The sequence below is a fragment of the Shewanella donghaensis genome (assembly GCF_007567505.1).
Classification (GTDB): Bacteria; Pseudomonadota; Gammaproteobacteria; order Enterobacterales; family Shewanellaceae; genus Shewanella; species Shewanella donghaensis.
The window spans coordinates 3,159,980-3,173,110 of the sequence record NZ_CP041783.1 but is presented as its reverse complement, the minus strand read 5'-3'; the positions used below and the strand labels follow the sequence as shown (position 1 = coordinate 3,173,110).

Annotated in this window: 13 protein-coding genes; 12 read left to right on the top strand and 1 reads right to left on the bottom strand. The window is 41.8% G+C overall.

The window, feature by feature from the left end:
* The first annotated feature begins 7 nt into the window (after window positions 1–7).
* From atpB to glmS, 11 genes are all read left to right on the top strand, one after another.
* Window positions 8–829: a F0F1 ATP synthase subunit A gene (atpB, locus tag FPK91_RS13460; protein ID WP_144211727.1), complete on the top strand. Its 822-nt coding sequence runs from the start codon at window positions 8–10 to the stop codon at window positions 827–829.
* Window positions 830–862: 33 nt separating this feature from the next.
* Window positions 863–1,126, top strand: a complete 264-nt coding sequence (gene atpE, locus FPK91_RS13455) for a F0F1 ATP synthase subunit C (protein ID WP_076541802.1) — start codon at window positions 863–865, stop codon at window positions 1,124–1,126.
* 28 nt (window positions 1,127–1,154) lie between these two features.
* Window positions 1,155–1,625 (top strand): F0F1 ATP synthase subunit B, encoded by a 471-nt coding sequence (gene atpF / locus FPK91_RS13450; RefSeq protein WP_144211726.1) that lies wholly within the window; start codon window positions 1,155–1,157, stop codon window positions 1,623–1,625.
* A gap of 16 nt (window positions 1,626–1,641) precedes the next feature.
* The gene (gene atpH / locus FPK91_RS13445) at window positions 1,642–2,175 is read left to right on the top strand and encodes a F0F1 ATP synthase subunit delta (protein WP_144211725.1); all 534 of its coding nucleotides are present in this window, start codon (window positions 1,642–1,644) and stop codon (window positions 2,173–2,175) included.
* Window positions 2,176–2,189: 14 nt separating this feature from the next.
* On the top strand, window positions 2,190–3,731 hold the full coding sequence (gene atpA, locus FPK91_RS13440; RefSeq protein WP_144211724.1) for a F0F1 ATP synthase subunit alpha: 1,542 nt from the start codon (window positions 2,190–2,192) through the stop codon (window positions 3,729–3,731).
* Between the two features lie 49 nt (window positions 3,732–3,780).
* Window positions 3,781–4,641: a F0F1 ATP synthase subunit gamma gene (atpG, locus tag FPK91_RS13435; RefSeq protein ID WP_144211723.1), complete on the top strand. Its 861-nt coding sequence runs from the start codon at window positions 3,781–3,783 to the stop codon at window positions 4,639–4,641.
* A 34-nt stretch (window positions 4,642–4,675) separates the two neighbouring features.
* Complete coding sequence (gene atpD / locus FPK91_RS13430; RefSeq protein ID WP_144211722.1) at window positions 4,676–6,067, top strand: F0F1 ATP synthase subunit beta; 1,392 nt, start codon at window positions 4,676–4,678, stop codon at window positions 6,065–6,067.
* A 33-nt stretch (window positions 6,068–6,100) separates the two neighbouring features.
* Window positions 6,101–6,529 carry a F0F1 ATP synthase subunit epsilon gene (locus FPK91_RS13425; protein WP_144211721.1) on the top strand — a complete coding sequence of 143 codons (429 nt, stop codon included), beginning with the start codon at window positions 6,101–6,103 and terminating at the stop codon, window positions 6,527–6,529.
* Between the two features lie 195 nt (window positions 6,530–6,724).
* Complete coding sequence (gene glmU / locus FPK91_RS13420; RefSeq protein ID WP_144211720.1) at window positions 6,725–8,089, top strand: bifunctional UDP-N-acetylglucosamine diphosphorylase/glucosamine-1-phosphate N-acetyltransferase GlmU; 1,365 nt, start codon at window positions 6,725–6,727, stop codon at window positions 8,087–8,089.
* 154 nt (window positions 8,090–8,243) lie between these two features.
* A complete protein-coding gene (locus tag FPK91_RS13415) occupies window positions 8,244–9,014 on the top strand; it encodes a DeoR/GlpR family DNA-binding transcription regulator (protein ID WP_144211719.1) in 771 nt (256 codons plus the stop codon).
* A gap of 39 nt (window positions 9,015–9,053) precedes the next feature.
* Window positions 9,054–10,883, top strand: a complete 1,830-nt coding sequence (gene glmS, locus FPK91_RS13410; protein WP_144211718.1) for a glutamine--fructose-6-phosphate transaminase (isomerizing) — start codon at window positions 9,054–9,056, stop codon at window positions 10,881–10,883.
* Window positions 10,884–10,932: 49 nt separating this feature from the next.
* Here glmS and FPK91_RS13405 read toward each other — a convergent pair whose 3' ends face one another.
* On the bottom strand, window positions 10,933–11,712 hold the full coding sequence (locus FPK91_RS13405) for a TetR/AcrR family transcriptional regulator (protein ID WP_144211717.1): 780 nt from the start codon (window positions 11,710–11,712) through the stop codon (window positions 10,933–10,935).
* Between the two features lie 417 nt (window positions 11,713–12,129).
* Between FPK91_RS13405 and FPK91_RS13400 the strand changes: the two genes are divergently transcribed.
* On the top strand, window positions 12,130–13,122 hold the full coding sequence (locus tag FPK91_RS13400) for a porin (protein WP_144211716.1): 993 nt from the start codon (window positions 12,130–12,132) through the stop codon (window positions 13,120–13,122).
* Window positions 13,123–13,131 lie beyond the last annotated feature (9 nt).

Genomic DNA, 13,131 nt, shown 5'->3' with positions numbered 1-13,131 from the left:
ATTAATCATGGCGACAACTGGTGAAGCATTAAATGCTTCCGAGTATATCCAGCATCACCTGACTAATGCGAAAATGTGTTCTGCTGATGGTGGAATTGCTTTTAATCATGCATGTCAAGATGCCGGGTTTTGGACTTGGCACATTGACTCACTTTTGTTTTCAGTAGGTCTTGGGGTTCTATTTTTGTGGGCATTCCGCAAAGTAGGACAAAAAGCAACAACTGGCGTTCCAGGTAAATTTCAATGTTTCGTTGAAATGTGCGTGGAAGGTGTTGATAAAATCGTTAAAGACTCATTTCAGGGTCGTAACGCAGTTATCGCACCATTAGGTCTGACTATTTTTGTCTGGGTTTTCCTGATGAATTTAATGGACTTAATTCCGGTTGACTTTGTACCTGAAGCCGCAAACAGATTATTAGGTGTTCCTTACCTTAAAATTGTACCAACAACTGATTTGAACGTTACTTTAGGTATGGCCTTAAGTGTGTTTGTATTGATTGTTTTTTACAGTATTAAAGTAAAAGGATTTGGTGGTTTCGCTAAAGAAATGACCTTACAACCTTTCAATCATTGGGCACTAATTCCAGTTAACTTAGTATTGGAAACAGTAACCTTGATTGCGAAACCGATTTCATTATCGCTTCGTCTGTTTGGTAACCTGTATGCAGGTGAGTTGATCTTTATTCTGATAGCACTGATGCCTTGGTGGGCTCAGTTTGCACTATCAGTGCCTTGGGCTATTTTCCATATTTTGGTTATTGTGCTGCAGGCGTTTATCTTCATGATGCTTACGATTGTATATCTAAGCATGGCACATGAAGAACATTAATTTATTTAAAATTAGTTATTTATCGGAGATAAAATGGAAACTGTAATTAGCTTTACAGCAATAGCTGTTGCGATCATGATTGGCTTAGCAGCGCTAGGTACTGGTATTGGTTTTGCGATCTTAGGTGGTAAGTTTTTAGAAGCTTCAGCTCGTCAACCAGAACTAGCTCCAGCATTACAAACTAAAATGTTCATCGTAGCTGGTCTACTTGATGCAATCTCTATGATTGCAGTTGGTGTTGCATTATTCTTCGTATTCGCTAACCCATTCGTAGGTCAGTTACAGGCTGTTGGTTAATCGTCCCTCTTAGTAAGGAGTTGTCGTTATGAGTATTAACGCTACCCTGCTAGGCCAAGCGATTTCTTTTGCTCTCTTCGTGTGGTTTTGCATGAAGTTTGTATGGCCGCCATTGATGAACGCTATCGAAGAACGCCAGAAGAAAATTGCCGATGGACTAGCTGATGCAGGACGTGCTGCAAAAGATCTAGAGTTGGCTCAAGCGAAAGCAAATGAGCAACTAAAAGAAGCGAAGGCGACTGCTAATGAAATTATTGAGCAAGCTAATAAGCGCAAAGCTCAAATAGTTGAAGAAGCAAAAATGGAAGCTGATACAGAGCGTGCGAAAATCATTGCTCAAGGTCAAGCTGAAATTGAAAACGAACGTAATCGCGTTAAAGATGACTTGCGTAAGCAAGTTGCTGCTCTTGCCATAACTGGTGCAGAGAAAATTCTTCAACGTTCGATTGACCCAGAAGCTCACAGTGACATAGTTAATAAACTTGTTGCTGAAATTTAATTAGGGAAGCGGAGTTATGGCTGAAATAAGCACCATTGCTCGTCCTTATGCAAAGGCAGCTTTTGATTTTGCTGTTGAACATAAAGCAATTGAAGCTTGGGCAGAAATGCTTAACTTCGCGGCATTGGTAAGTGAAAACGAATCAATAAAGCCGTTGCTAGGTGGTTCATTGGCTAGTGCAAAACTGGCATCATTATTCATAGAAATATGTGGTGATCAAGTTAATGCGCAAGGTCAAAACCTGATAAAGGTTATGGCCGAAAACGGTCGTTTAGAGATACTACCTTCAGTATCTCTACTTTTTGCAGAGTATCGCAATGAGTGGGCAAAAGAAGTTGAAGCAACAGTTGTTTCAGCTACTGAGCTAAGCTCTGAGCAACAAACGCAAATTAGTGTTTCTCTCGAGAAACGTCTCGCACGCAAAGTAAAGCTGAATTGTAGCGTAGATGCATCACTTATTGGTGGTGTAATTATTAAATCAGGCGACTTGGTCATTGATGGCTCGGTAAGCGGTAATCTATCGCGTTTGTCTGATAAGCTACAATCGTAATTGGGAGTTTGAGCATGCAACTGAATTCCACTGAAATCAGCGATCTGATTAAGCAGCGGATCGAGCAGTTCGACGTCGTCAGTGAAGCTCGCAACGAAGGTACAATCGTTGCAGTAAGTGACGGCATCATTCGTATTCACGGCCTTGCAGATGTAATGCAAGGTGAAATGATCGAATTGCCTGGTGGCCGTTTTGCAATCGCGTTGAACTTAGAACGTGATTCTGTCGGTGCCGTAGTAATGGGCCCTTATGCTAATTTAGCTGAAGGCGCAAAAGTTAAGACAACTGGTCGTATTCTTGAAGTACCAGTTGGTCGTGGTTTATTAGGCCGCGTTGTTAACACTCTTGGTGAGCCAATTGACGGAAAAGGACCTATCGAAAACGATGGTTTCTCTCCTGTTGAAGTAATTGCTCCAGGTGTTATTGAACGTCAGTCAGTAGATCAACCTATTCAAACTGGTTATAAAGCCGTTGATGCCATGATCCCAATCGGTCGTGGACAACGTGAACTAGTTATTGGTGACCGTCAAACTGGTAAAACAGCTTTGGCCATCGATGCTATTATCAACCAGAAAGATTCAGGCATTAAATGTGTATACGTAGCAGTAGGCCAAAAGGCTTCTACAATTGCTAACGTAGTACGCAAGCTTGAAGAGCACGGTGCATTAGCTAACACTATTGTTGTAGTTGCAACAGCTTCTGAAGCTGCAGCATTACAATACTTAGCACCTTACTCTGGTTGTTCTATGGGTGAATACTTCCGTGACCGCGGTGAAGATTCTTTAATCGTATTTGATGATCTGTCTAAGCAAGCAGTTGCTTACCGTCAGATTTCATTACTATTGAAGCGTCCACCAGGACGTGAAGCATACCCAGGTGATGTATTCTATCTACATTCTCGTTTATTAGAACGTGCTTCACGTGTAAACGAAACATATGTAGAAAAATTCACTAACGGTGAAGTAAAAGGTAAGACAGGTTCTTTAACTGCGCTACCTATTATTGAAACCCAAGCGGGTGATGTATCTGCATTCGTACCGACCAACGTAATTTCGATTACAGATGGTCAAATCTTCCTTGAAACTGACTTGTTTAACTCAGGACTACGTCCTGCTGTTAACCCTGGTATTTCAGTTTCTCGTGTTGGTGGTGCGGCTCAGACTAAAATCATCAAGAAACTGTCAGGTGGTATTCGTACCGCACTTGCACAGTATCGAGAGCTTGCAGCGTTCTCACAGTTTGCATCTGATTTAGATGATGCAACTCGTGCTCAACTTGAGCATGGTGAGCGTGTTACCGAACTTATGAAGCAAAAGCAATACGCTCCTATGAGCGTTGCTGATCAAGCTATCTCAATCTTCTCAGCTGAAAAAGGCTATTTGAAGGCTGTAGAATTAAGTAAAATCGGTAGCTTTGAAGCCGCTTTGCTTTCATATATGAACAGCGAACATGCTGAGCTTGTTAAAACTATCAATGCTACTGGCAACTACAATGCAGACATTGAAAGTCAATTAAAAGCTGGCATGGACAAGTTCATTGAAACCCAAACCTGGTAATGAATAGAGGTGTCGTAAGACACCTCCGGTCCAGAATTGGAGAGTAAAGATGGCCAACGCTAAAGAGATTAAAACCAAGATCGCGAGTGTTAAAAACACTCAGAAGATCACTTCTGCTATGGAAATGGTTGCAGCCAGCAAAATGCGTAAAGCGCAGGAACGCATGGCTTCAAGTCGTCCATATGCAGAGCATATGCGTCAGGTGATCGGTCATGTTGCGCAAGGTACTCTCGAGTATAAACACCCCTATTTAGAGGTGAGAGATGCCAAGCGGGTTGGTTACATTGTAGTGTCAACCGACCGTGGCCTTTGTGGTGGTTTGAACGTTAACCTTTTCAAAAAGGTTGTGTCAGACGTGAAGAGCTGGAAAGACCAAGGGGCAGAAGTTCAATTTTGTCCTATTGGTGCACGAAGTGTGCAGTTCTTCAAAAGCTTTGGTGGTGAAATATCTGCCCATGCATCTGGTTTAGGCGATGCGCCTAAATTAGCCGATTTAATCGGTACTGTACGTGTGATGCTAGAAGCTTACAACGAAGGTAAATTGGATCGTTTGTTTATTGTGTTTAACAAATTTGTGAACACAATGACTCAGACTCCAGTGATCGAGCAGCTGCTACCTTTGCCTAAGTCAGAAGAAGAAGTTGCTAAGTATCCTTGGGATTATATTTACGAGCCAGACCCAAAAGAAATTTTGGAAGTATTACTGACTCGCTATGTTGAATCACAAGTTTATCAAGGTGTTGTTGAAAATATTGCCTCTGAACAAGCTGCCCGTATGGTAGCTATGAAAGCGGCAACAGACAACGCTGGCGAACTAATCACTGATCTGCAATTAGTCTACAACAAGGCTCGACAAGCTGCGATTACGCAAGAATTGTCGGAAATTGTTGCAGGTGCTGCAGCGGTTTAGGTTAGGTAACGAAAACAAGTTTAGAGGATTAATCATGAGCACAGGTACTGTTGTCCAAGTAATTGGCGCGGTTGTGGACGTAGAGTTTCCACAAGATTCTGTACCTAAGGTATATGACGCTCTGAAGATCACCGGTGAAGGCGACTGTAATGGTTTGGTGCTGGAAGTTCAGCAACAACTAGGTGGTGGTGTAGTTCGTGCCATCGCTATGGGTTCTTCTGATGGTCTGCGTCGTGGTCTAGAGGTATCAAACTCGGGTTCACCGATTTCTGTTCCGGTAGGGGTTGCAACCCTTGGCCGTATCATGAACGTATTGGGTGAGCCTATTGATGAATGTGGCGAAATTGGTGAAGAAGAGCGTTATGAAATTCACCGTGAAGCCCCTTCATACGAAGATCAATCAAGCTCAACTGAACTTTTAGAGACTGGTATCAAGGTTATTGACCTTGTATGTCCATTCGCTAAGGGTGGTAAAGTTGGTTTATTTGGTGGTGCTGGTGTTGGTAAAACCGTCAACATGATGGAATTAATCAACAATATTGCAAAAGCACACTCAGGTCTTTCTGTATTCGCTGGTGTTGGTGAGCGTACCCGTGAGGGTAACGACTTCTACTACGAAATGAAAGATTCTGGCGTACTCGACAAAGTAGCCATGGTATATGGTCAAATGAACGAGCCTCCAGGTAACCGTTTACGTGTTGCATTGTCTGGTTTGACAATGGCTGAGAAATTCCGTGACGAAGGTCGTGACGTACTGTTATTTGTTGATAACATCTACCGTTACACCTTGGCTGGTACTGAAGTATCTGCATTGTTAGGTCGTATGCCTTCTGCAGTAGGTTACCAACCGACTCTAGCTGAAGAAATGGGCGTTCTACAAGAACGTATTACTTCAACTAAGTCTGGTTCAATTACCTCTGTTCAAGCGGTATATGTACCTGCGGATGATTTGACCGATCCGTCACCAGCAACAACCTTCGCTCACTTAGATGCGACTGTTGTACTGTCTCGTAACATTGCTTCGCTAGGTATTTACCCAGCGGTTGACCCATTGGATTCGACTTCACGTCAATTAGATCCATTAGTAGTTGGTCAAGAGCATTATGATGTTGCGAACGGCGTTCAAACTGTACTTCAGCGTTATAAAGAGCTGAAAGATATTATTGCGATCCTAGGTATGGATGAATTATCTGATGAAGATAAAACAACTGTATTCCGTGCTCGTAAGATTGAAAAATATCTTTCACAGCCTTTCTTCGTTGCTGAAGTATTTACAGGTTCTCCAGGTACGTACGTTTCTCTTAAAGACACAATTCGTGGCTTCAAGGGCATCTTGAATGGTGAGTTCGATCACATTCCTGAGCAAGCGTTCTACATGGTTGGTTCTATCGAAGAAGCAGTCGAGAAAGCTAACAAAGCAAAATAACTGAGCATTAGCTTAGTATTTTAGGAGAACTTGATGGCGGCCATGACAGTCCAACTTGATATAGTAAGTGCTGAAAACAGCATGTTTAGCGGTGCAATTAGCTTCTTAGAAGTGAGTGGCACCGAGGGTGAGTTAGGTATTATGCCTAACCATGCTCCATTACTTACTAGAATCAAACCTGGCATGGCGCGCATGATCAAGCAAGATGGCAGCGAAGAAGTGATGTATCTTTCAGGTGGAATCCTGGAAGTACAACCTACTTCAATCTCTGTACTTGCTGACGTCGCAATGCGTGCCGATGATATTGATGAGCAAGCTGCACTTGAAGCTAAGCAACATGCTGAAGCGAATATCGCTAACGCCGGTGCTGACTTTGATTATGAAGCTGCAACAATTGAATTAGCTAAATCTTTAGCTCAACTTCGTGTTGTTGAAACCATCAAAAAGAACCTTGCCAGATAAAGGTTATTGTTTTGAAAAGGCGACCCTCGGGTCGCCTTTTTTGTCTCTAAAATTTGAATAAAACGCATTATTACTGGCATTTTTAAACCTTACTTTGTGATGCTTAGTGTCATAATTCACAGGCTGATTTCCTGTCATCAATAAACTAGGTTAAAATCAGCCCAATAAATTGAATAGTTGTATAAAGGAATCCTGATGTCATTAAATGTTGTTATTTTAGCTGCTGGTAAAGGAACACGGATGCGTTCAGACTTGCCAAAGGTACTGCACCCTATTGCCCACAAAACCATGGTGCAACATGTTATTGATACAGCAAACTCATTAGGCTCAAAGGCTATTCAATTGGTTTATGGCTATGGCGCAGACAAGCTGCAAGCCTCTTTAGGTGAGCAAGCTGTTAACTGGGTATTGCAAGCTGAGCAATTGGGTACAGGCCACGCAGTCGCGCAAGCTAATCCAAATATTAACGATGATGACACCGTACTTATTTTATATGGTGATGTGCCGTTAATTCAGCAATCAACTTTAGAAAGTTTACTTGCTGCTCGCCCTGAAAATGGTTTAGCGATATTAACCGTTAACTTGGAAAATCCAACAGGTTATGGCCGTATAGTCCGTGAGGATGGCAAGGTTGTTGGTATTATCGAGCAAAAAGATGCTAATGCAGAAGAGCTGCTCATTAATGAAGTGAATACCGGCATTATGGCAGTACCTGGCAAACAGTTAAAAGCATGGCTTAGCCGTCTTTCTAACAGTAATGCCCAAGGTGAGTATTACCTAACAGATATTATTGCTATGGCCCATAAAGATGGGGTAGCAATTGATACCGCACAGCCGCAATCAGCCGTTGAAGTTGAAGGGGCTAATAACCGAGTTCAGTTAGCGCAATTAGAACGTGCTTATCAAGCCCGTGAAGCTGAAGTGTTAATGCTAGCTGGTGCAAACTTGCGTGACCCTAGTCGTATCGATATTCGTGGTGATGTGATTGTGGGTATGGATGTGATGATTGACGTTAATGTTATCTTTAATGGCAAAGTGACTTTGGGTAACAATGTCACCATTGGCGCTGGCGCGATATTAACTGACTGCATTATTGCTGATAACGCTGAAATTAAGCCTTACTCAATCGTTGAAGGGGCAAAATTGGGTGTTGCAGCCAGTGCGGGACCATTTGCTCGTTTACGAACTGGTGCAGTACTTAAAGATAATGCCCATGTTGGTAACTTTGTCGAAATGAAAAAGGCGGTATTAGGCGAAGGCTCTAAAGCGGGTCACTTAAGCTATTTAGGGGATGCCCAAATTGGCGCTGGCGTGAATATTGGCGCTGGCACGATTACCTGCAACTATGATGGGGTTAATAAATTCTTAACCACCATTGAAGACGGTGTCTTTGTGGGTAGCGATACTCAGCTAATTGCGCCCGTGACCATTGGCAAAAATGCTACTTTGGGTGCCGGTTCTACCATAGCTAAAGATGTCGCTGCTGATGAATTAGTTATCACCCGGGTCAAACAGCGTCATATAGCAGGTTGGAAAAGACCGGTTAAAATCGCTAAATAGTATAAACTAACACCACCCAAGCGGCTTACTTTAACGAGTAAGCCGTTTTTGTATCTGCGACATAAAAATTAAATAAACTGTTGATTAGTATTTGGCAAATAAGTTTCGAAAGCTTATAATTATCTTTCGAACCGAAACTTATAAATAAGAATTTATGAACAAACGTAATACTCAACAACGTAGACACAGTATAATTAGCCTATTGAATAGCCAAGGTGAAGTAAGTGTTGATGAGTTATCCTTACGGTTCGAAACTTCTGAAGTCACCATTCGTAAAGACTTAGCCACCTTAGAGAAAACCGGACTATTATTACGCCGCTATGGTGGCGCAGTTGCCATACCTGATGAAGTCACTCAGGCATTTAGCAGCAAAATAGCCCCTAATAAGCTTTCAATAGCCAAAGCCGCCGCTGAATTAATTACCGATCACAACCGCATTATCATTGATAGCGGCAGTACCACCTCAGGGTTAATTCAACAACTCAATCATAAGCGTGGCTTGCTAGTGATGACGAATTCATTGCAACTGGCGAATGCCATTCATGAGTTAGAAAATGAGCCAACATTATTGATGACCGGTGGTACTTGGGATCCGCATTCTGAGTCGTTTCAAGGTCAAATTGCTGAACAGGTACTACGCTCATATAACTTCGACCAGCTGTTTATTGGCGCTGATGGTATTGATTTAGCGAGAGGCACCACCACCTTTAACGAATTAACTGGCTTAAGCAAAGTGATGGCAGAGGTCTCAAGAGACGTCATTGTGATGCTTGAATCGGACAAGTTTGGCCGCCGAATCCCCAATCTAGAATTACCTTGGAGCAATATCAGCGTATTAGTCACTGATGACAAGCTACCAGCAGAGACGGTGGCCACAATTACAGAATATGGTGTGAGAGTCATTTTGGCTCCTCACAAAGAATAGTTTTTCATTTTTACTAAATTAAATAATTGGACATAAATTATGTGTGGAATCGTTGGCGCAGTAGCGCAAAGAGATGTGGCTGAAATTCTAGTCGAAGGCCTTAAGCGCCTTGAATACCGTGGTTATGACTCTGCAGGTGTTGCCATCATCAATAATGATGAACTTGGCCGTACTCGCCGTGTAGGTAAAGTACAAGAGTTATCAGATGCGTTAGCCGCAGCGCCACTGGCTGGCGGTACTGGTATTGCTCACACCCGCTGGGCTACCCATGGTGAGCCAAGTGAGCGTAACGCTCATCCACATGTATCAGAAGGCGATATTGCCGTAGTGCATAACGGTATTATTGAAAACCACAATAAACTACGCGAAATGCTAAAAGGCTTGGGCTATACCTTTGCATCAGATACAGATACTGAAGTGATTTGTCACCTTGTTCATCACGAGTTGAAAACACATGACACCCTAGTAGCCGCAGTACAAACAGCTGTTAAACAACTTGAAGGTGCTTACGGAACTGTAGTTGTCGATCGCCGTGATAATTCTCGCATGGTTGTTGCCCGTAGTGGTAGCCCGTTAGTTGTGGGTTACGGTTTAGGTGAAAACTTTATCGCTTCAGATCAGCTTGCTTTATTACCTGTTACCCGTTCATTCGCCTTTTTAGAAGAAGGTGATGTAGCAGAAGTGACTCGCCGTGAAGTCAACATTTTTGATGTTGATGGTAATGCGGTTGAGCGTGAAATCAAAGAATCAGAAGTGACTCATGACGCAGGTGATAAAGGTGAATATCGTCACTACATGCTTAAAGAAATTTATGAGCAACCAACGGCAATAGCACACACTCTTGAAGGTCGTATTGCTGGTGGTAAAGTATTGGATTCCGCTTTTGGTGACAACGCCGCAGAGTTCTTAAAAGACATCAAACACGTACAAATCATTGCCTGTGGTACCAGTTACCATGCGGGTATGGCGGCGCGTTACTGGTTAGAAGACTGGGCTGGCGTATCATGTAATGTCGAAATAGCATCAGAGTTTCGCTACCGTAAGTCGCACCTGTTTCCGAACAGCTTGCTAGTTACCATCTCTCAATCAGGTGAAACTGCAGATACCTTAGCGGCAATGCGTCTAGCAAAAGAAATGGGCTATAAAGCCACCTTAACCATCTGTAATGCACCTGGTTCATCATTAGTACGTGAATCTGATATGGCTTACATGATGAAAGCCGGTGTTGAAATTGGTGTGGCTTCAACTAAAGCCTTTACCGTGCAATTGGCTGGTTTATTAATGTTAACTACAGCCATAGGTCGTCATAATGGCATGACCGAAGTGAAGGAAGCAGAAATTACACAAAGCTTACAATCTATGCCAGCTAAAGTTGAGCAAGCTCTTAGCTTAGATGATGCCATTGCTGAACTTGCAGAAGATTTTGCTGACAAGCACCATGCATTATTCCTAGGCCGCGGCGATCAATACCCAATCGCAATGGAAGGCGCACTAAAGCTTAAAGAAATCTCTTACATCCATGCTGAAGCTTATGCTTCTGGGGAGCTAAAACATGGCCCATTAGCGTTAATTGATGCTGATATGCCAGTGATTGTAGTCGCACCTAACAACGAACTTCTTGAAAAGCTTAAATCAAACGTTGAAGAAGTCCGTGCTCGTGGCGGGTTAATGTATGTGTTTGCTGATAAAGATGCCGAGTTTGAGTCTGACGACACTATGAAGGTGATTCCTGTACCACATTGTGATGAGTTTATGGCTCCGCTGATTTACACCATTCCATTACAGTTATTGTCATACCATGTGGCACTAATTAAAGGTACAGACGTGGATCAACCACGTAACTTAGCTAAGTCCGTTACCGTAGAGTAGTTGGTATAAATATAAAAAAGCGACTAACTCATTGAGTTGTCGCTTTTTTTTATTTTAAACTGTTTTGAGCCATTTTATCACCTATGTATTTCTGCTGTTGTAGCTGACAGCGCTGGCAGCTATTCCTGTCTGATTGATTTTTATGGTAATAAATGTGTACCTTCATACCTATCCGTTCAAACTGACTGAAAGTAAGAGGGGTTATCCAGTTATAGTGATCAAATAATAACTCTAAATGACGAAACATCGTTAAGCGTGCTTCTTTTAAAAACTCCCCTTGGATCAATTGAGACTGGAAAGCATTAAGCGCCCCTGTAAGGTAAAAGGTGATTCCTTGGGTCATCTCAAATATTTGGCTTTCATTAGCGACCAAATCTTTATTAGCAACCGCGTCTTCAATGAATTTGTGGATCCACTGCCAAAAAAGATTAACTCTGTTCTCGATGAGTTTACCTTTTTCTGGACTTGCCAATGCCCATACTAAACGGTTTACAGCAACTTGCCTGATAATGTTAAACACTGGTGAAAAATAAAGAGTCTCAAAGGTGAACATTATAGGTAATAAGACTTTATCTAGGCTGGAAAGATTAGGATTAGCGACCATAAAATCTTGAAAATGATTACTGGTAGCATTGCGTAAAAAGCAACAAACAATTAAATCTTCTTTGCTTTCAAATAACTTGTAGAAACTGGCATTAGCGCAACCTGACTCATTAATAACTTGAGATACTTTGAAGGAAACAATGCCCTGATCTTCTACTAGGCGTTCAGTAGCATCTAAGATGAGGTTTGTTCGCATTAAAGCGCTATCGTTCTGCGGACACTGCATAAATTTTACCTAGAAATAATATTAAGATAATAAAAACAGAATCTTATTTAACAATTGTACCATTGGAGTCTTTACTGTGTTGTGACCTAGTAGTGAATTTCTACTTATGTGTAACAAGTGAAAAAACTTTCTAGATCTTCGTCTCGTACTTTAGTTCAATAATATTGGTCTAATTGTGAACTTACTCATTAATTATCGCTTTAAGCGCTAAAAAAAATTGGTGTTTATTTTGTGAGTTAATTTAGACGCTCTTTATAAAAAACATTTTCTTTACTCCCTTCAACGTTATAAAAAATCAGGCTTGATAAATTACCAATCACAGGGCGAACCATATTCAAATGGGTGCACAAATCATCGATTGCTCCGCCTTTTTAGTTTTAGTGAACTAATCAAATTTAAGTCTTTAGGGAGTGTGAAATGTTTAAAATTTCTATTATTGCGGCTAGCTTGTCAGTGGCGATGGTTTCAACAGCTTTTGCAGAAGAGTCTCCTGCTACTTGGGATATTTACGGTGATATTCAAGGTCAGGGTATTTGGCAGTCAGGCGAAGGTAGTACCTTTAATGCAGAAGCAAAACAGGTCAATTTAGGGGCTAAAGGTAAGTATGCCGTCGATAAAATTACCACTTATTACAACGTTTCTGCTCAATACAGCGATAATTTCGATGATATAGAAGTACGTAACGCCAGCTTGTATTTTGCCACTGAATACGGTGGATTGTATGTTGGTAAAGGTGCTTCTGGTAGCTATGCAAACGTATATGCTCGTACCGATATTCACGCCAACAATACCAATGACCCATCTGGTAAGAACAAAATGCTGTATGAGCAAGGCCAATACACAGATAACGTGTTGTGCTATGTATCGCCTAAATGGGCGACAGATCTTGGTACTTGGCAGATGAAGACCGCCATCGTGACTTATAACGAAGCTAATGAAGCGAGTGATGATGCGTTAATGGGCCGTTTATTGTATTCAAACGGTAACTTTAATGCCGTCTTTAACTACCTACGTTTTGATGAATATGCTGGCCCTGATGGAACAGTGGATGCCTATGACCGTTTTTCATTCGGTACAGATTACACAGTGGGTAATTTAAAGCTGGCGGCAACCGCAGAAGTTACCGAAAACAGCTTTAACGGCGCTGATAATACTTACGTCGGTGCTGCTTCATATAGCCTAGATAAGATCGACTTTGGTGTGAGTTATCAACATAAAACTTTCGAGAGTGATTTTGAAGATCTTGGGTTAATTATAGCTAGCGTTAAATATCATTACGGTAAGCAACTTACTTTTTATGTTGAAGCTGCAAAATACACTGAAGATACAGCTGATTACGCTGACTTTGCTGGAGACCGTTTTGCAAACAGTGATGACAACTTTTCAATTGGTGGCATTTTCAAATTCTAGTATTAGTTA

Bases quoted from the DNA above. Each gene is read 5' to 3' on its own strand.
- atpB (WP_144211727.1), top strand. From the start codon at position 8: ATGGCGACAACTGGTGAAGCATTAAATGCTTCCGAGTATATCCAGCAT.
- atpE (WP_076541802.1), top strand. From the start codon at position 863: ATGGAAACTGTAATTAGCTTTACAGCAATAGCTGTTGCGATCATGATT.
- atpF (WP_144211726.1), top strand. From the start codon at position 1,155: ATGAGTATTAACGCTACCCTGCTAGGCCAAGCGATTTCTTTTGCTCTC.
- atpH (WP_144211725.1), top strand. From the start codon at position 1,642: ATGGCTGAAATAAGCACCATTGCTCGTCCTTATGCAAAGGCAGCTTTT.
- atpA (WP_144211724.1), top strand. From the start codon at position 2,190: ATGCAACTGAATTCCACTGAAATCAGCGATCTGATTAAGCAGCGGATC.
- atpG (WP_144211723.1), top strand. From the start codon at position 3,781: ATGGCCAACGCTAAAGAGATTAAAACCAAGATCGCGAGTGTTAAAAAC.
- atpD (WP_144211722.1), top strand. From the start codon at position 4,676: ATGAGCACAGGTACTGTTGTCCAAGTAATTGGCGCGGTTGTGGACGTA.
- FPK91_RS13425 (WP_144211721.1), top strand. From the start codon at position 6,101: ATGGCGGCCATGACAGTCCAACTTGATATAGTAAGTGCTGAAAACAGC.
- glmU (WP_144211720.1), top strand. From the start codon at position 6,725: ATGTCATTAAATGTTGTTATTTTAGCTGCTGGTAAAGGAACACGGATG.
- FPK91_RS13415 (WP_144211719.1), top strand. From the start codon at position 8,244: ATGAACAAACGTAATACTCAACAACGTAGACACAGTATAATTAGCCTA.
- glmS (WP_144211718.1), top strand. From the start codon at position 9,054: ATGTGTGGAATCGTTGGCGCAGTAGCGCAAAGAGATGTGGCTGAAATT.
- FPK91_RS13405 (WP_144211717.1), bottom strand. From the start codon at position 11,712: ATGCAGTGTCCGCAGAACGATAGCGCTTTAATGCGAACAAACCTCATC.
- FPK91_RS13400 (WP_144211716.1), top strand. From the start codon at position 12,130: ATGTTTAAAATTTCTATTATTGCGGCTAGCTTGTCAGTGGCGATGGTT.